Annotated in this window: 22 protein-coding genes, 1 tRNA gene and 1 pseudogene; 18 read left to right on the top strand and 6 right to left on the bottom strand. The window is 70.6% G+C overall.

The window, feature by feature from the left end; translation table 11 throughout:
- Positions 1-5 precede the first annotated feature (5 nt).
- Complete coding sequence (locus AC0NH5_RS24095; RefSeq protein ID WP_474407714.1) at positions 6-971, bottom strand: serine hydrolase domain-containing protein; 966 nt, start codon at positions 969-971, stop codon at positions 6-8.
- A gap of 229 nt (positions 972-1,200) precedes the next feature.
- Here AC0NH5_RS24095 and AC0NH5_RS24100 point away from each other — a divergent pair.
- From AC0NH5_RS24100 to AC0NH5_RS24115, 4 genes and pseudogenes are all read left to right on the top strand, one after another.
- Positions 1,201-1,506 (top strand): annotated as a pseudogene (locus AC0NH5_RS24100) (cation:dicarboxylate symporter family transporter); the annotation flags it as partial.
- A 275-nt stretch (positions 1,507-1,781) separates the two neighbouring features.
- Positions 1,782-2,639, top strand: coding sequence for an LLM class flavin-dependent oxidoreductase (locus AC0NH5_RS24105; protein ID WP_474407716.1), 858 nt, complete (start codon positions 1,782-1,784; stop codon positions 2,637-2,639).
- Positions 2,640-2,697: 58 nt separating this feature from the next.
- Entirely contained in the window at positions 2,698-3,588 is an 891-nt protein-coding gene (locus AC0NH5_RS24110; RefSeq protein ID WP_474407718.1) for a DMT family transporter, read from the top strand.
- Positions 3,589-3,654: 66 nt separating this feature from the next.
- On the top strand, positions 3,655-4,113 hold the full coding sequence (locus AC0NH5_RS24115; RefSeq protein ID WP_474407720.1) for an HIT family protein: 459 nt from the start codon (positions 3,655-3,657) through the stop codon (positions 4,111-4,113).
- A gap of 49 nt (positions 4,114-4,162) precedes the next feature.
- On the opposite strand, the gene AC0NH5_RS24120 is transcribed toward AC0NH5_RS24115, so the two are convergent.
- The 3 genes from AC0NH5_RS24120 to AC0NH5_RS24130 all read right to left on the bottom strand — a co-directional run bounded on the left by AC0NH5_RS24120 (position 4,163) and on the right by AC0NH5_RS24130 (position 6,330).
- Positions 4,163-4,882, bottom strand: a complete 720-nt coding sequence (locus AC0NH5_RS24120; protein WP_474407723.1) for a hypothetical protein — start codon at positions 4,880-4,882, stop codon at positions 4,163-4,165.
- A 143-nt stretch (positions 4,883-5,025) separates the two neighbouring features.
- Positions 5,026-5,670 (bottom strand): hypothetical protein, encoded by a 645-nt coding sequence (locus AC0NH5_RS24125; protein WP_474407725.1) that lies wholly within the window; start codon positions 5,668-5,670, stop codon positions 5,026-5,028.
- Between the two features lie 27 nt (positions 5,671-5,697).
- The gene (locus AC0NH5_RS24130; protein ID WP_474407727.1) at positions 5,698-6,330 is read right to left on the bottom strand and encodes an FMN-dependent NADH-azoreductase; all 633 of its coding nucleotides are present in this window, start codon (positions 6,328-6,330) and stop codon (positions 5,698-5,700) included.
- A gap of 87 nt (positions 6,331-6,417) precedes the next feature.
- On the opposite strand from AC0NH5_RS24130, the gene AC0NH5_RS24135 reads away from it, so the two are divergent.
- From AC0NH5_RS24135 to AC0NH5_RS24150, 4 genes are all read left to right on the top strand, one after another.
- On the top strand, positions 6,418-6,849 hold the full coding sequence (locus AC0NH5_RS24135) for a MarR family winged helix-turn-helix transcriptional regulator (RefSeq protein WP_474407730.1): 432 nt from the start codon (positions 6,418-6,420) through the stop codon (positions 6,847-6,849).
- A 24-nt stretch (positions 6,850-6,873) separates the two neighbouring features.
- Positions 6,874-7,494 carry a DUF6518 family protein gene (locus AC0NH5_RS24140; protein ID WP_474407732.1) on the top strand — a complete coding sequence of 207 codons (621 nt, stop codon included), beginning with the start codon at positions 6,874-6,876 and terminating at the stop codon, positions 7,492-7,494.
- An 84-nt stretch (positions 7,495-7,578) separates the two neighbouring features.
- Complete coding sequence (locus AC0NH5_RS24145; protein WP_474407735.1) at positions 7,579-8,187, top strand: dihydrofolate reductase family protein; 609 nt, start codon at positions 7,579-7,581, stop codon at positions 8,185-8,187.
- Positions 8,188-8,271: 84 nt separating this feature from the next.
- Positions 8,272-8,598 (top strand): DUF6401 family natural product biosynthesis protein, encoded by a 327-nt coding sequence (locus tag AC0NH5_RS24150; RefSeq protein ID WP_474407737.1) that lies wholly within the window; start codon positions 8,272-8,274, stop codon positions 8,596-8,598.
- Between the two features lie 102 nt (positions 8,599-8,700).
- Here the strand turns inward: AC0NH5_RS24150 and AC0NH5_RS24155 are convergent, their stop codons facing one another.
- The gene (locus AC0NH5_RS24155) at positions 8,701-9,540 is read right to left on the bottom strand and encodes a PRC and DUF2382 domain-containing protein (RefSeq protein WP_474407739.1); all 840 of its coding nucleotides are present in this window, start codon (positions 9,538-9,540) and stop codon (positions 8,701-8,703) included.
- A gap of 198 nt (positions 9,541-9,738) precedes the next feature.
- On the opposite strand from AC0NH5_RS24155, the gene AC0NH5_RS24160 reads away from it, so the two are divergent.
- The 9 genes from AC0NH5_RS24160 (at position 9,739) to AC0NH5_RS24200 (ending at position 17,146) form a co-directional block, all read left to right on the top strand.
- Positions 9,739-10,452, top strand: a complete 714-nt coding sequence (locus AC0NH5_RS24160; RefSeq protein WP_474407741.1) for a DUF2382 domain-containing protein — start codon at positions 9,739-9,741, stop codon at positions 10,450-10,452.
- Positions 10,453-10,723: 271 nt separating this feature from the next.
- Positions 10,724-11,383 carry a GTP cyclohydrolase II gene (locus AC0NH5_RS24165; protein ID WP_474407743.1) on the top strand — a complete coding sequence of 220 codons (660 nt, stop codon included), beginning with the start codon at positions 10,724-10,726 and terminating at the stop codon, positions 11,381-11,383.
- An 82-nt stretch (positions 11,384-11,465) separates the two neighbouring features.
- A complete protein-coding gene (locus AC0NH5_RS24170) occupies positions 11,466-11,897 on the top strand; it encodes a cytidine/deoxycytidylate deaminase family protein (RefSeq protein ID WP_474408059.1) in 432 nt (143 codons plus the stop codon).
- Between the two features lie 3 nt (positions 11,898-11,900).
- Positions 11,901-12,395 carry a MarR family winged helix-turn-helix transcriptional regulator gene (locus AC0NH5_RS24175; RefSeq protein WP_474407746.1) on the top strand — a complete coding sequence of 165 codons (495 nt, stop codon included), beginning with the start codon at positions 11,901-11,903 and terminating at the stop codon, positions 12,393-12,395.
- A 263-nt stretch (positions 12,396-12,658) separates the two neighbouring features.
- Positions 12,659-13,339 (top strand): (d)CMP kinase, encoded by a 681-nt coding sequence (gene cmk / locus AC0NH5_RS24180; RefSeq protein WP_474407748.1) that lies wholly within the window; start codon positions 12,659-12,661, stop codon positions 13,337-13,339.
- Between the two features lie 50 nt (positions 13,340-13,389).
- Entirely contained in the window at positions 13,390-14,772 is a 1,383-nt protein-coding gene (gene der / locus AC0NH5_RS24185) for a ribosome biogenesis GTPase Der (RefSeq protein WP_474408061.1), read from the top strand.
- A gap of 53 nt (positions 14,773-14,825) precedes the next feature.
- A tRNA-Pro gene (locus AC0NH5_RS24190) sits at positions 14,826-14,899 on the top strand.
- A 1,043-nt stretch (positions 14,900-15,942) separates the two neighbouring features.
- Positions 15,943-16,194: an aldo/keto reductase gene (locus AC0NH5_RS24195; protein WP_474407750.1), complete on the top strand. Its 252-nt coding sequence runs from the start codon at positions 15,943-15,945 to the stop codon at positions 16,192-16,194.
- A 397-nt stretch (positions 16,195-16,591) separates the two neighbouring features.
- On the top strand, positions 16,592-17,146 hold the full coding sequence (locus AC0NH5_RS24200; protein WP_474407752.1) for an NAD(P)-binding domain-containing protein: 555 nt from the start codon (positions 16,592-16,594) through the stop codon (positions 17,144-17,146).
- A 3-nt stretch (positions 17,147-17,149) separates the two neighbouring features.
- Here the strand turns inward: AC0NH5_RS24200 and AC0NH5_RS24205 are convergent, their stop codons facing one another.
- Positions 17,150-17,644 carry a hypothetical protein gene (locus tag AC0NH5_RS24205; protein ID WP_474407754.1) on the bottom strand — a complete coding sequence of 165 codons (495 nt, stop codon included), beginning with the start codon at positions 17,642-17,644 and terminating at the stop codon, positions 17,150-17,152.
- 181 nt (positions 17,645-17,825) lie between these two features.
- On the opposite strand from AC0NH5_RS24205, the gene AC0NH5_RS24210 reads away from it, so the two are divergent.
- On the top strand, positions 17,826-18,983 hold the full coding sequence (locus tag AC0NH5_RS24210) for a serine hydrolase domain-containing protein (RefSeq protein WP_474407756.1): 1,158 nt from the start codon (positions 17,826-17,828) through the stop codon (positions 18,981-18,983).
- Positions 18,984-18,999: the final 16 nt, after the last annotated feature.

The following is an 18,999-nucleotide window of genomic DNA, read 5'->3' on the forward strand; positions in this document are numbered from 1 at the left end:
CCGGCCTATGCCTCGGCGAGCTCGTCGATCAGGGTGGCGGCCAGGCGTGCGGTGCGTTCCTCGTCGTTGTCCAGGGCGAGGATGACGAAGCTCGCCCGCGCGCCGGGCAGGCGCACCAGCTGGACGCTCAGCCCGGCCCACCGGCCGCCGTGCCGGTGCACCGGCCGGCCGTTGCGGGTGAGCACGTCGACACCCCATCCGTAGTCGAGCCGGGTGCCGTCGTCGAGGTGGCCGGGGGTGTGCAGCAATGTGGAAACGCCCAGCTCGTCGCGTTCGAGGGCCTGGTTCCAGCGCAGCAGGTCGCGGGCCGTCGACCAGGCTCCGCCGTCACCGACAGACAGCGGCAGCGGGAACGACGCGTCGAGCGGCCGGGCCCCGGGCGGCTGCCCCGCCGGGCCGGGCCAGTACCGGCTGGCGGTCATGCCGAGCGGGGTGAACACGTGCTCCCGGGCGAACTCGGGCAACGGCCGGCCGGACGCGCGCTCGACGACGACGGCCAGGCAGACATATCCGGCGTTGGCATAGCTGAACTCCGCGCCCGGGGTGCCGGTGAGATGCCCGGCCCGGCAGAGGCCGTCGACGACGCCGTCGGTGGTGCGGTTCCGCTTCGCCTGGTGGAGCTCCCCGAACGGGTCCACGTCGGGCAGCGCGCCGGTGTGGTGGAGCAGATGGCGCAGGCGGACGGTGCGCGCCCAGGCCGGCAGCTCGGGCATCCACCGCGACAGCGGCGTCTCGACGTCCAGCCGGCCCTGGCGGACGAGCAGCGCCACGCAGGTCGCGGTGATCAGTTTCGACAGGGAGGCGAGGTAGACGACCGTGTCGGCGGTCATCGACTCCCCGGCCACGTAGACCGGCGGCGCGTCACCCTGCCGCACACCCACCACAACCGGTTCGCCGTCGCCGTAGCCGGCCTCCCTCAGGAGAGCGGCAATCCGGTCCTGCTTCGGTGAAGTCATCGTCGGCCGGTCCATCGGCCGATTATGGGTGCGCCCCGGTGCGGCCGCGACCGAAATACCGGCGCGTGCGGCCGGTGTCCCGGGAGGGACACAACTCGTTCGTCTCGCTGCTGCGCACGCTGGTCGTGCCGTTGATCGTGACCGCGATCATCGCCAGCATCGCCAACCTGCGCGGTGTGGCCGGGGCCGCCCGGCCGGCCGGGCAGACGTTGCTCTGGTTCGCGATCACCGCGCTGATCCCGACGAACGTCTCGGGGTGCCCCGGTCGTACGCGAGCTTCGCCGTCCCGCTCGGCGCCACCACCAAGATGGACGGTTGCGCGGCGATCTACCCGGCGCTGGCGGCGATCTTCGTGGCGCAGTTCTTCGGCCTGAACCTGACCGTTCCGGACTACCTGCTGATCGTGCTGGTCTCGGTTCTCGGCTCGGCCGCGACCGCCGGCACCACCGGCGCCACGGTCATGGTGACGCTGACGCTGTCCACGCTGGGCCTGCCGCTGGCCGGTGTCGGTCTGCTGCTGGCCGTCGACCCGATCATGCGCGAAGCGCGAGGGCATTCTGGACCTCGAGCAGTTCGCCAGTGGTGAGCAGGCCCTGGAGCCGGCCGAGCCCGCCGAGCGCGAGCTCGTCGGCGCGACCGTTCCGGCCCAGGGGAGCCGCTCGTAGCAAGCGTGCGCAACGCCAGAGGGTGACCGGACCGCGCCGGGCCGACCTCCGAAGGGAGCCGGTCCGGCGCGGTTCGCGTTGGCGTACCAGAACAAAGGCCTTGATCTGCTGACCGCAGAAAGAGTCGGCGGCGGTGCGAGGCCGATGCCAGGGTCGGCGCATGACGTTTTCGGTGCAGGCCGTCCCGGTGGAGGCGCGGGCGTGGCGGGAGCTGGCGGTCCGCTGCGAGCGTGCCGGGTTCGACTCGTTGCTGGTTCCTGATCATCCCGGGTCGTGTGCGGCGCCGTTCGTGGCGCTCGCCGCAGCGGCGTCGGTGACCGAGACGATCCGGCTGGGTTCGAACGTGTCGAACGCCGGGGTGCGGGAGGCGATCCACCTGGCTGTCGACGTGGCGACCCTGGACGTGGTCTCCGGCGGCCGGGCCCGCATCGGTCTGGGCGCCGGGCACACGCCGGCGGAATGGCAGGCGATCGGCCGGGAGCGACCCGGCGTGCGCGGCCGCGTCGACCGGTGTCTCGCTGTCGCCGAGCAGATCAGGGTGTTGCTCGACGAGGATCTGCGAAGTCCGCGCCCGGTGCAGGAGCGGATCCCCATGACGTTGGGCACCGCGAACTCGCGGATGCTGCGGTGGGCCGGTGCGCACGCGGACATCGTCGGGCTCAGCGGGCTGGGCCGCACCCTCGAGGACGGGCACCAGCACGAGGCGCGCTGGCGCCTCGATCAGATCGACCATCAGGTGTCCTGCGTCGACGCCGGGGTCGCCGGCCGCGGTGATCCGCCGGCGCGGGAGGCGCTGGTCCAGATCGTGGAGATCACCGACGACGCGGAGAAGGTCGCCGCGCCGCACGCCGCCGAGCTGGGTGTCGCGGTGGCGGACCTGCTCGCCGCCCCGTTCGTGTTGATCGGGACGGTCGAGCAGATCCGGGCCGCGATGGCACGGCACGAGCAGCGGTGGGGGATCACCCGCTACGTCGTCCGGCAGAACGCCATCGACGCGGCCGAGCTGATCATGGGGTAACGAACGCCACGTCCGAAAACCACTAGCCGGGGCGGGGCGGGCAGGGTTGGCTCGGGGGATGGCACCGTCCCGCAGCGCGATCGCCGCCGCCTCCGTCACCGTCGTGCTCTGGGCCTCGGCCTTCGTCGGCATCCGCGCCGCCGCACCGCACTTCCACCCCGGCTCGCTGGCTCTCGGCCGCCTGCTCGCCGGCGCCCTCACCCTGCTGATCTTCCTGGCGATCCGCCGCCAGGGACTGCCGCCGAAGGCCGCCTGGCCCGGCATCGCGATCTCCGGCGTGGTCTGGTTCGGCGTCTACATGGTCGCCCTCAACTGGGGTGAGCAGATGGTCGACGCCGGCACCGCGGCCATGGTGGTCAACGTCGGCCCGGCCGTGATGGCGCTGCTCGCCGGCTGGCTGCTGCACGAGGGCTTCCCGCCCCGGCTGCTCGCCGGCATCGCGGTGTCGTTCGCCGGCACGATCGTGGTGGGCCTGTCCATGTCCGGCAGTGGTCGCTCGTCGATTCTCGGTGTGCTGCTCTGCCTGGTCGCGGCCATCACCTACGCGGCCGGGGTGGTCGCGCAGAAACCCGCGCTGCGGCACGCGACCGCGCTGCAGGCCACCACGTTCGGCTGCCTGATCGGCGCGGTCGCCTGCCTGCCGTTCACCGGCCGGCTGATCTCCGACGTCGCCGCCGCGCCGCTGAGCGCCACCCTCAACGTCGTCTACCTGGGCGTGTTCCCGACCGCTGTCGCGTTCACGACGTGGGCGTACGCGCTGGCCCGCACGACCGCGGGCAAGATGGGCTCGACGACCTACGCGGTGCCGGTGGTGGTGATCGCGCTGTCGTGGGCGCTGCTCGGCGAGGTGCCCGGGTGGTGGACGCTGGCGGGCGGGGCGTTGTGCCTGGCCGGGGTCGCGGTGTCGCGGAGCCGGCGGCGGGTGGTCGAGGCCGCGCCGGTGCGGTGAGCGGCCCGCTTCCGTTTCGGTGAGCGGGGCAGCGCGCAGCGTGATCGTCGTCTATGTTCGGCAATCATGGCTTTCGGCGGCGACTGGGCGGCGCGGGTGACCGGGGACGGCTGCCGGTGGTGCGTTCCCCGGCCGCGGGACGAGATCGATCTGGGCATCCGGATCTTCACCGGCAAGGTCACGGATGTCTATTTCGCGAGGCGTGCCTTCGTCCGCGGTTACGCGGTGGTGGTCTGGCGCGGCCGGCACGTCGTCGAGCCGATGGACCTCACGGTCGGTGAGGCCGCGCAGTTCAACCGCGAGACGCTGCTCGTCGCCCGCGCCATCCGTGACTGCTTCCGACCGGCCAAGATGAACTTCCTGACGATGGGCAACACCGAGCCGCACCTGCACACCCACGTCACGGCCCGTTACCCTGACGACCCCGGCGACGGCGGTCCGCTCCCGGCCACCGTGCCGCCGCTGCTGGAGGAGACCCGGTGGCGCAAGGACGCCGCGTCGGTGCGGGCCTACTTCCATTCTTGAGTACGAGTCAGGCCCGGTCCCGGGGCCACACCGCGACCTGGCTGCCCGCTCACGCCCGCGGCGCGGCCGCCGGGCTGAGATCGGTGGAGACCGACGGGGCGCTCGCGCCGCGCCAGTGCCGGCTGAGCCGATAGGTCGCGGCGCGGATCGCATTCAGCGGTCCCACCGGGCGCAGATCGGCCGGGTGGTTGCGGATCGGGTCGAACGCCAGCTCGGCGTCGGTCTCCCGGGACAGCTCCGCGCCGAGGCGCAGCCGCCCGAACGGCTGGGCGCTGCCGGCGTACAGCAAGAAGGCGGCCCGATCCTGCTGAGCCGCCGCGGCCACCGACTCCAGGGTCCGGCCCACCGGCGGCGCGTCCGGGTCCGGTCCGGCGGCCAGGAGGAGCCGGGTTCCGGTGCCGCTGCGGAACGGCATGATCGACCCGTAGACGGTGTCGAACGTGCGCCGCGGCACCGGCACATGTCGCGTCAGCGGCCCGGTGCCGCTGGTGGAGAGCAGCAGGTCGCGGCCGTGCACCCGGATCGCCATGCCGAGCACGTCGAGCCGGTCGCCGCGGGTGCCGGCGCCCTTGGACATCCGCACGGTGACCGGGTGCCGGCCGCGCTGGTCGATCAGGTCCGAGCCGACCGGTGCCGGCAGGCCCCAGACGTCGAGCTCGCCGGTGAACGTGCGGCCGGCCGGGTGCAGTGACCGGCGGTGGCGGGACTTGGCGACGCGCACGCCCAGCGCGACGGCGACCACGGCTGCGGTGACATTGACGGTTCTCACCCGTACTGCCATTCCCGCTGCAGCGCCGGGTACGCCTGCCACGGCGGGTGATTCCGCCCGCCGGCGCGGCCGCACGGACGATCCGGGCGGCCGCGCCGCGGTCGAGCGCTCGTAGCCACGTCATCAGGCTCGTGGCCACGCCATCAGGTGACGGTGACGGGCGCCGGGCCGGGAACGAGGCGCGGAAGCCGGATCGCCAGTCCGGCTGTCGCGGCGGCCAGCGCGAACCCGGCGATCGGCTGCAGTGGTTGCAGGGCGAATCCGGAGACGACGAACAACGCGATCAGTACCGCGTAGGCGATGCCGTATCCCCGGAGCCGCCGGTCACCGCGGGCGAGCGCACCGCCGAGCACGATCGCGGCGATCATCATCAGCAGCGACGCCGACAGCGCGGTGGCGAAGAACGCCGGCCCGTAAGCGGTGTCGCCGTTGAGCTCCGGCATGCCCGGCACGCCGTCGAGGTGCGCCCGGCCGAGACCCGGTTGCACGAACGTGGCGCTGCCGAACGTGGCGGCCAGGAACACGTTCGCGATCGTGGTCAGGGCCAGCCCGGTCACCGCGGCCCGGGACTGTCGCAGGTGGGCGGTGACCGCCACGGCGCCGAGGATCGCGAGCGCGGCCCCGAGGATGCTCGCCCCGAGGTGGCTGATCAGGAAGACTCCGGTCGTGGTGTACCGCGCGTAGGCGTCGAAGTCGTCGACCGGCGGCTGATGGGTGAGGGTGCTCAGGCCGAGCAGGACCCCGTACGCGGGCAGTGCCCAGAGTCCCACTCGTGCTGCGGAGGTCATGGCAGGCTCCTTCGGCCGGTTTCCGGTTCAGGCGATGAATCGTTTGGCCACGTCGCGGGCCCGGGCGTGGGCGTCGCGCCGGCCGGTGTCGGCGTCGGCGGTGGCGAGGTTGGGCCGGAAGTGGATCGTGGTGATGTCCTGGACGCCGGCCCAGCGCAGCCAGTCCTCCAGGTACGGCGCCTGGAAGTCGGCGCCGAAGGTGGGGCCGCGGTCCGGGCCGTACACCGCGCTGGTGTAGATGACGGCGGCCTTCTTGCCGCGCAGCAGCCCGGTGTACCCCTGCTCGGGGTCGAAGCCGAACACCTGCCCGGGCTGGCTGATCACGTCGATGAACTGCTTGAGGATGTACGGCACGCCGCCGTTCCACATGGGCACGCTGAACAGGTAGCCGTCGGCGTCGTCGAAACGCCGGAACGTGGCGATCGCCGCGTCCCACGCCCGGGCGGCGGCGCCCTGCGGCTCCTCCCCGGCGAAGACGGCCATCTTGGCGGCGACCGCGTCCGGCCCGAAGGCGGGCAGCGTGCCGTCCCACAGGTCGTATTGCTCGACCGGGAGGTGCGGGTCCGTCTCGCGCGCCGTGTCGAGGAACGTGGCTGCGATCGCCAGGGACTCGGACCGGGCTCCGCGCGGGGACGCTGACAGGTGCAGCAGCTTCTTCATCGATCTCTCCTCCATCAGTAAGTGCGTGCGCACGCACATTTTTACCTCTGTGCGTGCGCACGCACAAGAGTTGGATAGACTCCGGTGATGAGCGACACCGACGTGGCTGCCTGGGCGGCCCTGTTGCGGGTGCACGCCGCCGTGGTCCCGGTGCTGGACCGCGAGCTGCAGGCCGCCTGCGGAATGCCGTTGACCTGGTACGACGTGTTGCTGGAGCTGAAGTACGCCCCGGACGGCCGGCTCAGCATGGGTGAGCTGGGCAACCGGGCGGTGGTCAGCCGCAGCCGGGTCAGCCGGGTCGTCGACGCGCTCTCCGCGGCCGGCCTCGTCGAGCGGGAGTCCAACGCCGACGACCGCCGCTCCGCGTACGCGACGATCACCGAGGCCGGCCGGCAGCGCCAGCGCGAGGCCGCCGAGATCTATCTGGCCGGCATCCGGCGGCACTTCACCGACCGGATGACCGCCGAGGAGTCCCGCGTGGTCGCGACCGCGTTGGCGAAAGTCCTCAAGCCGGTGTGACACCAGCGGGTACCGTCCCGCCCTATGCGACCTGATCATCGGCGGGTGGCCGCAGCCGTCGTCCCCGCCGGATTCCTGCTCGGCTTCCTGGACTTCGTCTGGATCAAGTACGTGCCGGCCCCGTTCGGCGAGCTCGGCAACTCGATGGCGGTCTGGGCGGTGGCGGCGTTCGCCTTCGGTTACTGGGTGCGTGCCGGCGCGGTGCGGGCCGCAGTCGGCGCCTCCGCGCTGCTGGTCGTCGCGGTGCCCAGCTACTACGTGGCGGCCGCCCTGATCCAGAACGACGACTGGGCGATGATCTGGGCGTTCACCTCGGTCATGTGGATGGCCATGGGTGTCGTGGCCGGCGTCGTCTTCGGCATCGGCGGCACCTGGTCGCGCAGCCGCACGGACCGGTGGCAGATCGTCGGCACCGCTCTGCCCGGCGCGGTGCTGTTCGCCGAGGCCGGCCTGCACGCCCTGCATGTGACGGACCCGAATTACGGCACCGGCTCGCTCGGCAACGCCGCGATCGCCGCCGTCCTCGGTGTCGTCGTCATCGCCGTGGCCGCCCGCACCACCCGGTTGCGCGTGCGTGCCCTGGCCGCGGCGCTGCCCCTGGCACTGGCCGGCCTCGCTGCGTTCTCCGCCGTCGGCATCCGCTGAGAGATTTCTTCCGGCGCACCGATGAGTTCGGGCCGGTGGGCCGGTCTACCTGACAACACCACTTGATCCGAAGGGAACATCACCATGGCCAAGGTCATCTCCACGCTGTTCATCTCCGCCGACGGGATCGCCGAGATCGACCCGGACTGGCACTTCCCGTACTTCGACGAGAACATGGGCCGGGCCGTCACCGAGGACTACGAGACCTCCGACACCCTGCTGCTGGGCCGGGAGACGTTCGACAGCTTCGCCGGCGCGTGGCCCGAGCGGGAGACCGCGGGCGGCGAGGACGCCCCGTTCGCCAAGCAGATCGGCGACATGCGCAAGGTGGTCGCCTCGCGCAAGCCGCAGGAGTTCATCTGGCGCAACTGCGAGCAGATCACCGAGCTGGTCGACAGCGTGACCGCGCTCAAGGCCGACCCGTCGGTCAAGGGCATCCTGATCCCCGGCTCGATCTCAGTGGTGCAGCAGCTGCTCGCCGCCGGGCTGGTCGACGAGCTGCGCCTGCTGATCCACCCGGTCGCCGCGCGCAAGGGCAAGAAGCTGTTCGACGACGGCGACACCGCGTACCACCTGAAGGTGGCGGCGACCGAGGTCTTCCCGACCGGGGTGATCCGGGTGATCTACACGCCCGCCGAGGCGCCGATCCCGGCCGGTTACGACGAGGCCAAGGCCAACATCGCGGCCGAGTGACCGACCCCGGACGGCTGACCAGCGGTCCAGGTGTGCGATATCGCCTCTTGTACGCGGTCGGCCGAGTTTGTACGGTGCCTCGTCATGGAGATGGATCGGCACACCTGCCAGACCGTGACAGCGGCGGCGCGGCTGGCGCTGGCACAGTGGTCGCAGCGGCTCGGCGCCGCCGGGATGGACGCGATGCGCTCCGTGCCCGGCCTGGCCGCCGCCGTGGACCAGCACGTCGCGCAGATCAAGGACGCGATCGGCCAGGTGCGCCCGGACAAGCTCGCGGCGTACGCGGACGGTGTCGCCGACACGGTGACGGCCAAGGGCTGGTCCGCCGAGGAGACCCGGGCGGGCTGGCACCGCGCGTCGTGGCCCTCGCTGCACCTGCTGGCGGTCTGCGTGCTGGCCGAGGCCGCCTGACCCCGCTCCGCTCGCGCATCATCGCCGGACAGGCCGACGCCCCGCTGCAGCCGATGAGGCCGCAACGGGGCGCGGGGGTGTCCAGCCGTGTGAGGAAGGCGCTCAGTCGAGCGTCCGCCGGCCCTTCTCGTCCGGAAGGTCGGCCTCGATGCGCTCCTTGCGCACCTCGCCGCTGACGGTCTCCTCTTCGGTGACGGTCTCCTTGCCGAGGCGCACGCGCTCCACCGGCACGGTCTCGGTGCCGACCACCGCCCGGTCGGCGTGCAGGGTCACCTCGTGCTCGGACTCGGTCAGGTCCGGGCCCGCGAGGGCGGCGTCCCGGTTCGCGTCGGTGATCGGCTCCCGCTCCAGCCGCACCTCTTCGCGCTCCACCGGAACGCGGACCTGCTGCTGCTCGGTGACCACGTACTTGCGGAGGCGGGCCCGGCCGACCTCCTCGCGCTCGGTGCCGGCCTGCAGCCGCTGCTCCGAACGGGTCATCGCGTTGTCGCCGGCGCCGATGCCGGAGGTGTCGTGGTCCCGGTCCTCGGTGCGGGCACCGCGGTACTCGGTGTCCTGGTAGGTCGCACCCTGGTAGTTGGCGTCACCCGCGGCGGCGCCGGCCTGGTAGGAGTCGTAGCTGTCCGACCAGCTCATGCCGTAGTACTCGTACAGCCGCTCCACGTCGTCGCGCACGAGTGGCTCGTCGTGCGAGGCGTCGACGTTCGGCGCGTCCTTGACCTTGGCCTTGTCGAACGGCACCACCAGCCGGTCGCCCTGGAGGTCGGCGTCCTGCAGCGGCACGAACGACTCGTTCATGCCGAACAGGCCGGTGTTGACGCTCGCCCACGTCGGCTGTCCGTTGCCGTCGGTCCAGATCTGGCCGACGCTGCCGATCTTGTCACCGTCGCGGTCGTAGACGTCGTGGCCGTTGAGGGTGTGAACCTGGTCCAGCGTGATCATCAGGGGGTCTCCTTTCGCTCGGTACGACTGCATCACTACCCGGCCCGAATTCGGCCATGCGCGATGATCTGATGAATCAGCGTGAAGGGGATTTCCTTCACACCTGGCAAGGAATCCCGGCCGCTGATGTGACAGTCGCAGTCTCGCGGGTATGAATCGCTTTTCAGCCCTTCAGCGCCATTCCACAAAGGAGATTCGGTGATTACCAAGGAGGAACTCGGTGACCTCGACGGCGCCGAGGTGTACGACGACGCGGGCGACCGGATCGGCACGGTCGGCCAGGTCTATCTGGATCCCACCGACGGCGATCCGCTGTGGGTGACCGTCCGCACCGGAACGTTCTCCTTCCAGGAGGCGTTCGTGCCGTTGCAGGGAGCCCGCCTGGAAGCCGGCCGGCTCACGGTGGCGGTCGGCGGGGCGCGCGTCCGGGAGGCCCCGATGCTGGACACCGACGGCCCGCTGGACCTCGACGACGCCGAACGGCTGGCCGCCCACTATGGGCTGACCTCGGGTTTCGCCTCGCGCTTGCGGGGTGGCTCGGGAAGTCCGGACGACGACGCGATGACCCGGTCCGAGGAGCGGCTCGTCACCGGCACCCTGCGCGAGCCGGTCGAGAAGGTGCGGCTGCGCAAATATCTGGTGACCGAGGAACGTCAGATCACCGTGCCGGTGACCCGCGAGGAGGTCCGCCTCGAGCGGGTGCCGGCCGACGCCCCCGAGGACCCGGCGGTGCCGGCCCCGGGCGAGCCGGTGGTGCTGCACGCCGAGCGGCCCGTGGTGACCACGGAGACGGTCGCGGTGGAACAGGTGCGGCTCGGTAAGGAAATCGTGCGGGACGAGGAATTGGTCACCGGGACGGTGCGTAAGGAGAAAATCGAATACGATGGCCCCGAAGTGCCACGCGAGTCGTGATCGGAATTCGCATCCCCGCCATTCCTGCTGGCCCCGAAGTGCCGCCGCCGCTCCTGTGCCGGCGGCACTTCTTTGCGCGCGGCTGATGATCCGTGCTTTCGCTACCGAACTGCGCCGGAGGAAGGCTGCACCACGGCGGCGGCGGTGCCGATCGACGGACAGTGCCGCCGCCGGGGTGCGGTGCGTGTCGTTCGACACTGGGATCAAGCTTGAAGTTTCAACATCACCGGCAGAGGATGTCGGTGAAGCTTCAATAAATCGGGGGGTTGGTATGACGATCGCGACCGGAACGCCGGTGGCCAGGGTGCGGACCCGGGTCGTCGTCCCGCTGCGTTTCCCCGACGGCTACGCCACCACCGCGGAGGTACACACCTTCACCGGGCTCACCGACGGCAAGGAACACCTGGCGCTGGCCCTCGGCGACTGGCGGGCGGCGCTCGCCGCCTCGGCGCCGGGCGGGCCGGCCCCGCTGGTCCGGCCGCACAGCGAATGCCTCACCGGCGACGTGTTCGGCAGCGAGCGCTGCGACTGCGGCCCGCAGCTGCGCGAGGCGGCCGAGCGGATCACCGAGGCCGGCGGCTTCCTGCTCTACCTGCGCCAGGAGGGCCGGGGCATCGGCCTCTACGCGAAGCTGGACGCGTACGCGCTGCAGGACACCGGCCTCGACACCTACCAGGCGAACCTGGCCCTCGGGCACGGCGAGGACGAGCGGGACTACACGCCGGCCGCGCAGATGCTCGCCGCGCTGGGCGCCGACCGGATCCGGCTGCTGAGCAACAACCCGGACAAGGCCGCCCAACTGGCGGGCCACGGCATCGAGGTGGCCGACCGGATCCCCACCGATGTGCACCTGTCCGAGGCGAATGCCCGGTATCTTGCCGCGAAGCGGGACCACACCGCGCACACCCTCGACCTTCCGCTGGCGAGCTGACATGACGACTCTGACTTCTCCCCTTGTGACCGTGCCTGGTCCGGCCGCTCCTGGGCCGGCTGTTCCGGTTCTGACGGCCACGATGCGGGACTGGCTGCACACCGCGATCGACGTGTCGCGCTCGGCGCCGCTGGTGCCGAGCCGGTACGCGGTCGGTGCGGTGATCGTGGACGGCGACGGGACGCTGCTGGCCACCGGCTACACCGGGGAGACCGACCCGGCGCATCACGCCGAAGAGGTCGCGCTGGCCAAGCTCCCCGGGGTGGATCTGACGAGGACGACGCTCTACACATCATTGGAGCCGTGTACGACCCGGGCGTCGCGGCCGGCGTCCTGCACGACCCTGGTGCTGGCCGCCGGGATCGGGCGCGTCGTGCTGGCGCTGCGGGAGCCGCTGTTCTTCGCCGACTGCGACGGGGTGGAGACGCTGCGGCGGCGCGGGGTGCAGATCGTCGAGATGCCCGATCTCGCCCAGCAGGTGCGGGAGATCAACGCACACGTGCTGAAGCCCTGACCCGTGGCTGAGGCGGAGCCGGGACCCGCTGCCCGCGACGGTGAGCCGCGCTGGCTGAGTGCGGCGGAGCTCGACACGTGGGTGAACGTCGCGCAGATGCTGATGCTGCTGCCGGCGGCGCTGGACCGGCAGCTGCGTGAGGACGCCGGGATCCCGCACGCCTACTACCAGATCCTGGCGATGCTCAGCGCGGAGCCGGGACAGTCGATGCGGATGAGCGACCTGGCCCGGGTCGTGGGAAGCACCACGAGCCGGCTGTCGCATGCGGTGGCGAGCCTGGAGCAGCGCGGGTGGGTGCGCCGGCGGGCCTGCCCCAGTGACAAGCGCGGGCAGGTGGCGTGCCTGACCGAGGCCGGGGCCACGGTGCTGCGGGAGGCGGCGCCGGGTCATGTGGCCGAGGTGCGGCGGCTGATGTTCGACCACCTGAGCGCGGAGGACGTGCAGCGGCTGGGAGTGATCACGGCCAAGGTGCTGCCGACGTTGAATCAGTGCGGGTGACGGGTTCGTGACGGCGTGCCGGTCCGGCGGTCTTTCTTGCGGGCGGCGCGCGTAGGGCGTACCGCCGCATGGGGGTAAGGGGTTTCGGCCTGGGTGCGGGCGGCTTCGCGTTTGCGCAGGTGGCGTCGGGCGCCCCGCGGCCGTTCGGTGGCAGGTGGCCGCGGATCTCGGCGGGTGTGCCGGCGCAGGTGCCCCCGTTCGTCGATGAGGGCCGGGGCGGGCACAATGGGAGGGTTGGTGTTCTGGGGACTTTAGGAGGAACGGTGGCTCTTCAGGAACGGCCGGAACAGTGTGTGGTGGCCGTCGACGGGCCGTCGGGCTCGGGGAAGTCCACCGTCTCGCGGCGGCTCGCAACCGCGGTCGACGGGGTTTACCTGGACACCGGCGCCATGTACAGGGCAATCACCTGGGCGGTGCTGGACGCCGGCGTCGATCTGACCGACGCCGAGTCGATCGCCAAGGTGGCGCTGGAGACGGAGCTGTCGATCGGCACGGACCCGGCGGCGCCGCACTTCGCGGCCAACGGCACGAACGTGGACGCGCCGATCCGGGGCGCCGAGGTGACCGGGGCGGTGTCGGCAGTCGCCGCGGTGCCGGCCGTGCGCAAGCACCTGGTGGCGCTGCAGCAGGCGATCATCGCGGCGCACCCCCGGATCATCGTCGAGGGACGCGACATCGCATCAGTGGTGGCGCCCGACGCCGACCTGAAGGTCTACCTGACCGCTTCGGCGGCAGCGCGGGCCGCCCGGCGCAGCGCCGAGGACGCCACCGACGTGGCGGCGACCGAGGCCGACCTGGCCCGCCGTGACAAGCTTGACTCCAGCCGGGCTGTGGACCCGTTGCGGCAGGCCTCCGACGCCATCGAGGTGGACACCACCGGGATGGGCATCGACGAGGTCGTGACGCACCTTCTTGAACTGCTCAACAGCAAGGTAAGTAAGTGACTGACCTTCCCGCCGGCCTCGACATCAACGATTTCGAGGGCGGCTTCGACATCTCCGACTCCCCGTCCGGCTCCGACGCGGACGAATTCACCGGCCCCGTGCCCGTGGTGGCCGTCGTCGGCCGGCCCAACGTGGGCAAGTCGACGCTGGTCAACCGCATCATCGGGCGGCGGCAGGCGGTCGTGGAGGACGTGCCCGGCGTGACCCGGGACCGGGTTCCCTACGACGCCCAATGGAACGGACGGCGGTTCACCGTCGTCGACACCGGCGGCTGGGAACCCGACGCGAAGGACCGGGCCGCCGCCATCGCCGCGCAGGCCGAGATCGCCGTGCAGACCGCCGACGTGGTCATCTTCGTCGTGGACGTGACCGTCGGCCCCACCGACGTGGACGAGGCGGCGGTGAAGATGCTGCGCCGCAGCCACAAGCCGGTGATCCTGATCGCCAACAAGGCGGACAACCAGAACCTGGAACTCGAGGCCGTCTCGCTGTGGTCGCTGGGCCTGGGTGAGCCGCACCCGATCTCGGCCCTGCACGGCCGCGGGTCCGGCGACCTGCTGGACGACATCCTCGCCAAACTCCCGCCCACCCCACCGGTCACCGAAGGCGGTCCCCGCGGGCCGCGCCGGGTGGCGCTGGTCGGCCGCCCCAACGTCGGCAAGTCCAGCCTGCTGAACCGGGTCGCCCGCGAAGAGCGGGCGGTGGTCGACTCGGTCGCCGGCACCACCGTCGACCCGGTCGACTCGCTGGTCGAGATGGACGGCGAGGTCTGGCAGTTCGTCGACACCGCCGGCCTGCGCCGCCGGGTGCACCAGGCGTCCGGGACGGAGTACTACGCGTCGTTGCGCACGGCCGGGGCGGTCGAAGCCGCCGAGGTCGCCGTCGTGCTGCTGGACTCCGGTGACGTGATCAGCGAGCAGGACCAGCGGGTGATCTCCCAGGTCATCGAGTCGGGTCGGGCCCTCGTCATCGCGTTCAACAAGTGGGACCTGGTGGATGAGGACCGGCGGTTCTATCTCGACAAGGAGATCGACCGGGACCTCAAACGAGTCACGTGGGCCGTCCGGGTGAACATCTCGGCGAAGACCGGCCGCGCGGTGGACAAACTGGCGCCGGCCATCCGGCGGGCGCTGGCCGGATGGGAGCAACGGGTTCCCACCGGGGCGCTGAACCAGTGGCTGACCGCGCTGACAGCTGCGACGCCACACCCGGTCCGGGGCGGGCGTGCGCCTCGGGTGCTGTTCGCGACGCAGGCGGGGGTTGCGCCGCCGCGCTTCGTGCTGTTCACGACGGCGCCGTTCGACGCGGGGTACCTGCGGTTCATCGAACGGAAGTTGCGTGAGGAGTTCGGCTTCGAGGGGACCCCGGTGGAGATCTCGGTGAAGCCTCGGAAGAAGACGGGGCCGGGGGGTCGGGGGAAGGCCCACGGGTAGGGTTGGTAGGCTTTAGGAGATGTCGCGCCGGGTCCTTGGGGTCGGGGCGGGATCGGGCTGTAGCGCAGCTTGGTAGCGCACTTGACTGGGGGTCAAGGGGTCGCAGGTTCAAATCCTGTCAGCCCGACGGAACAAAAGGCCAGCTTAGCTGGCCTTTTGCATGTCTGGACGTCGAATCCGCGGCGGCGTGACACGCATTTTTGCACGTACGCGCGTACGGTTTGGTTTGGAATTCCGGCCGATCTTCGTGACTTGCCCCCGCTTGGCAGTCCTTGGTTCCTCGACCTGAAATCCAACTCGTTTCAGAGGCCTCGGCTGAGCAGGGCATTCATGGCTTGAGCGGTCGGACCTGGATGCGACAGGCCATTCCGCCAGTGGTGCCGGACATCGACGCATCTTATCCTCCTATATGGACGATCGTGACACCTCGCCGACACGAACGCCCGTACGGTGACCTTGCTCGGCTCGCCGGGCCTCTCGGTAGCCGGTGACTCCATGATCGTGGTTGATGGCGGTAGCGCGTAAGTTGGCTGCGGTTGTCCCGGGTTGTCCGCGGTAGTCCCGCCGGTCGATGCGCGTGACAGCGCCGCTGGCGAACCGTGGCCGTGGTGCCGCCGCACCGGCGCCGTCGTGTCTCTGATCTGGCGGAGGCGCACGCCGTGGATCCGTACCACTGCCCGTCTGCCCGAAGGCGAGCTCGAGGCGGAAAACGTAGAGGTTCTGTGGGTCGCGGTCCCCTTGCCGGCTTGGGGCCGGTCGCGCTCGGGTTCCACGATGTCGTGGGGGTCCCTGTCTTTACCCTTTCAGCAGCATCTCCCTGATGGTCGCGATCACAGGTTCGATGGGGTGGAAGTCATGCCCGTGTCGCTGAAAACGAGAAGGTGCTCAATGTCAGACAACAACAGCCGACAGCGCTTCCTGGTGGGGGCGGCCAGCGTCGCGGCAACTCCCGCGGTGCTGAGTCTCGCGGGACCCGCCGCGCCCACAGGGGCGTCCGGACGTCCCGCCGGCAATGGTGCTCCGCCGTCCTCGGCCACCACCCTGACCAGCCGTCGCCGGCTGGGCCAGCTCAAAGTCTCCAGCCTCGGGCGCTCGGCTGCCAGATCATGCCCGGCAACCTGTACGGACCGGTCAGCAGCCGCGCAGACATGATCACTGCTGTGGGAGTGGGTGGTCCGCAAGGGCGCCACGCCGGGCCAGATCTCGCTGGCGTGGCTGCTGGCGCAGAAGGCGTGGATTGTGCCGATCCCGAGCGCCACCCGGACCTCCCGCTTGCTGGAGAACATCGGCACCGAGGAGTTCGCGTTCACCGCTGAGGAGTTCGGCGGGTTCACCACCGCGCTGAACGCCATCGCCATCCACGGCGAGCGGCTGCTGGCACCGGTGCTCGCACTGTCAGGCGTCGAAGCGCCGTTGCCCTGACGTACGGCGTAGCGGGCCGGCTCTAGGGATGGGCCGGTTCGACATGATCTTTGCCGTCGGCGCCCAGTCAGCGAGCGCCCGGATGCGCGCCGTCGAGTGTTCGGATCAAGGTTGCACCCATGGTCCGCGACGTGGCGGCCTGATCGTGATCTCGACCGGCCCGGCGCTGTGGCGCCGGGTCGGCGGAGTTCGAACGCCATGACGAACTCGGAGGCATGACCGGCAGTAGTGGATTTCATCGCCATGTGCGATGAGCCACTAAATTGAATCCTGTTCGCGTTCTATGCAACCTTCTGTGGCGCGGTGCGCGTCTGGTGCTCAGCGGAGCGGCAGCCAAACCGGCTCAAAGCGCGGGACCGACTCCGCTCGGGTAGCGGGAGCAGTCGACGGGAGGTCAATGGAGATCACCATTGTGGGCAGAGGGCACCTGGGCTCCACCCTGTCCCGCTTCTGGTCGAGCGCAGGCCACCGAGTCACCGCGCTGGGACGGGACGGCGGAGACGCCGCCGGCGCCGACGTGCTCGTCCTCGCGGTACCGGCGGCCGCCGTCCCGCGCGCCCTGCAAGTGGTCGACGGCTACCGCGGCGCGGTGACGATCGACGCGACCAATCTGCAGGGCCCTGCCCCAGCCGGCTATCCCTCCTTGGCGCACCTGGTGCAGTCGCTGGTGGGCGGCCCTGTCGCGAAAGCCTTCAACACCGACTACGCGCTGCTGTACGACGAGATCGACCGTCAGCAGGTCCGGCCGAGCCACCTGTATGCGGCGGACGCCGCCGCACGCCTCGTCGCCGAGCGACTCATCAAGGACGTCGGTTTCAATCCGGTCTTCGTCGGCGACCTCAGCCACGCTCCACTGCTGGAACAGCATCTGAACCTGGTCCGTGCCATCGCGGCGCACGGTTACGGGCCTTACTTCTCCTGGTACGGCGCCCCCGGCGATCTGTGGGACTGACGTTCAGCTGTGGGCCTCGGCCCGCAACTCCTCAACGTGGTGCTCGAGGGCGGTGGCTGACGCCCGGCCGGTGACGCACTCCGCCCGGAACTGCTCCAGTTCCGCTTCCGCGGCGTCGAGCCGCGACCGGACGGCGGGCGGCTCGCCGAGCCCTGAGTCGGGCAGGCTCATCCGGAGCCGCCAGCCGGCGAGCTCCAAAGCGGTCGTATGGATCACCAGAACGTCTGGAGCGCTGGGACCGGCGCCGCCGCTCGCAGCCCGGTTGATCTCGATGTCCAGTTCGGCGAGCCCGCGGTCCAGCTGTGCGACGTAATCGGCCCAGCGCCCATCCTCGACCGTCGAGCACCGGGTATGCGCCAGTTCCAGACCCTGGCGCAGGTGGTCGAACGATTCCCGAACGGCCGCTGCGAGATCGGCATACCGGTTACTGACGGCGCGTTCGGTGGCGGCCACCCGGCGATGCACGTCGGCCAATCGTGCTTTCTGCGGTGTTGTCACCGCGCGACCGTACGCGGTTCGGGCGACGGCGCATGGTCGTGCGGATGAACAACCGTTTCCAGATCAGGGCTCCGCGGACTCGGGGTCGGGTTAGCCCTACCGCATATCTGCCAGGTACCTCCATGGTCGGCGAAGTCGATCTCCAGAAGGCTGGAGAGGACTTCCAGCTGAAGGAGATCTTGTGTCTGACCTCTACTCTTTCCGCCGTCTCGGTCTGGCCGCCACGGCGGTGCTGGTCGCCGGTACGGTGGCCGTGGCCGGCACACCAGCGGTGGCTCACGACCACGACGTTGTCCGGTCGAGCCTGGCCGCCCTTGTCAGCGAGACGCGGTTCCCCGGCGCGGTGGCGGCCGTCCGTGACCGTGACGGAAAGACCCGGCGTTACACCGCGGGGGTGGCCGACCTGCGCACCGGGACGCCGATGCCGAGAAACGCTCAGGTCCGGATCGGCAGCAATACCAAGACGTTCACGGCCGTCGTCGTGCTTCAACTCGTCGGCGAGGGCCGAGTCGAGCTCGACGAGCCGGTGGAGACCTATCTGCCGGGCCTGGTCCGGGGCGACGGCATCGACGGGCGACGGATCACCGTACGGCAACTGCTGCAGCACACCAGTGGCCTGCCTGACTATGCGGCCCAGTACCTGGACGACGACATTTTCCCGGTGCAGCACCGCTATGTCGCACCGCGGGACCTCCTCGACCTGGCTCTCACCGAGAAGGCCCACTTCGCGCCGGGACAGAGCTGGGAGTACAGCAACACCAACTACCTGCTCGCCGGAATGCTCATCGAACGCCTCACCGCCCGTCCGGTCGGCGAGGAGATCACTCGGCGCATCATCCGGCCCTTGGGCCTGCGGCACACCTACTTCCCGGGCATCGGCGACGAGAGCATCTCCAAGCCGCACCCGATCGGCTACCACCCCTCCACACCCGGCGGAAAACTACGGGATGTCACGACCTTGGACCCGTCCTGGGCCTGGGCGGCGGGCGGCATGATCGGCACCACCGAGGACCTCAACACGTTCTATTCCGCCCTGCATGCGGGTCGGCTGCTGGCACCGGCTCAGCATGACCAGATGCGGGCGACAGTGGCCGCGCCCGGGATGTGGGCCGGAGCCCGGTACGGGCTCGGCATCATCAGCACCCCACTGAGCTGCGGCGGCCTGATGTGGGGGCATGGCGGGGACATCTACGGATACGAGACGCGCGACGGCGTGACCGAGGACGGCCGAGCGGCATCGGTTGCCGTTACCGCGTTGCCCGCAGCGGTACCGGACCCGCAGAATGCGGCCGACAGTGTGGTCCGCTTCGTCGATGTCGCCCTGTGCCAGGGCCGGTAGCTTTCCCGGCCCTGGC

The organism is Actinoplanes sp. 13 (assembly GCF_056134165.1).

What these genes read in the sequence shown, in the direction of transcription:
- AC0NH5_RS24095 (WP_474407714.1), bottom strand. Translation starts at nt 971, where the DNA reads ATGGACCGGCCGACGATGACTTCACCGAAGCAGGACCGGATTGCCGCT.
- AC0NH5_RS24105 (WP_474407716.1), top strand. Translation starts at nt 1,782, where the DNA reads ATGACGTTTTCGGTGCAGGCCGTCCCGGTGGAGGCGCGGGCGTGGCGG.
- AC0NH5_RS24110 (WP_474407718.1), top strand. Translation starts at nt 2,698, where the DNA reads ATGGCACCGTCCCGCAGCGCGATCGCCGCCGCCTCCGTCACCGTCGTG.
- AC0NH5_RS24115 (WP_474407720.1), top strand. Translation starts at nt 3,655, where the DNA reads ATGGCTTTCGGCGGCGACTGGGCGGCGCGGGTGACCGGGGACGGCTGC.
- AC0NH5_RS24125 (WP_474407725.1), bottom strand. Translation starts at nt 5,670, where the DNA reads ATGACCTCCGCAGCACGAGTGGGACTCTGGGCACTGCCCGCGTACGGG.
- AC0NH5_RS24130 (WP_474407727.1), bottom strand. Translation starts at nt 6,330, where the DNA reads ATGAAGAAGCTGCTGCACCTGTCAGCGTCCCCGCGCGGAGCCCGGTCC.
- AC0NH5_RS24135 (WP_474407730.1), top strand. Translation starts at nt 6,418, where the DNA reads ATGAGCGACACCGACGTGGCTGCCTGGGCGGCCCTGTTGCGGGTGCAC.
- AC0NH5_RS24140 (WP_474407732.1), top strand. Translation starts at nt 6,874, where the DNA reads ATGCGACCTGATCATCGGCGGGTGGCCGCAGCCGTCGTCCCCGCCGGA.
- AC0NH5_RS24145 (WP_474407735.1), top strand. Translation starts at nt 7,579, where the DNA reads ATGGCCAAGGTCATCTCCACGCTGTTCATCTCCGCCGACGGGATCGCC.
- AC0NH5_RS24150 (WP_474407737.1), top strand. Translation starts at nt 8,272, where the DNA reads ATGGAGATGGATCGGCACACCTGCCAGACCGTGACAGCGGCGGCGCGG.
- AC0NH5_RS24155 (WP_474407739.1), bottom strand. Translation starts at nt 9,540, where the DNA reads ATGATCACGCTGGACCAGGTTCACACCCTCAACGGCCACGACGTCTAC.
- AC0NH5_RS24165 (WP_474407743.1), top strand. Translation starts at nt 10,724, where the DNA reads ATGACGATCGCGACCGGAACGCCGGTGGCCAGGGTGCGGACCCGGGTC.
- AC0NH5_RS24170 (WP_474408059.1), top strand. Translation starts at nt 11,466, where the DNA reads ATGCGGGACTGGCTGCACACCGCGATCGACGTGTCGCGCTCGGCGCCG.
- AC0NH5_RS24200 (WP_474407752.1), top strand. Translation starts at nt 16,592, where the DNA reads ATGGAGATCACCATTGTGGGCAGAGGGCACCTGGGCTCCACCCTGTCC.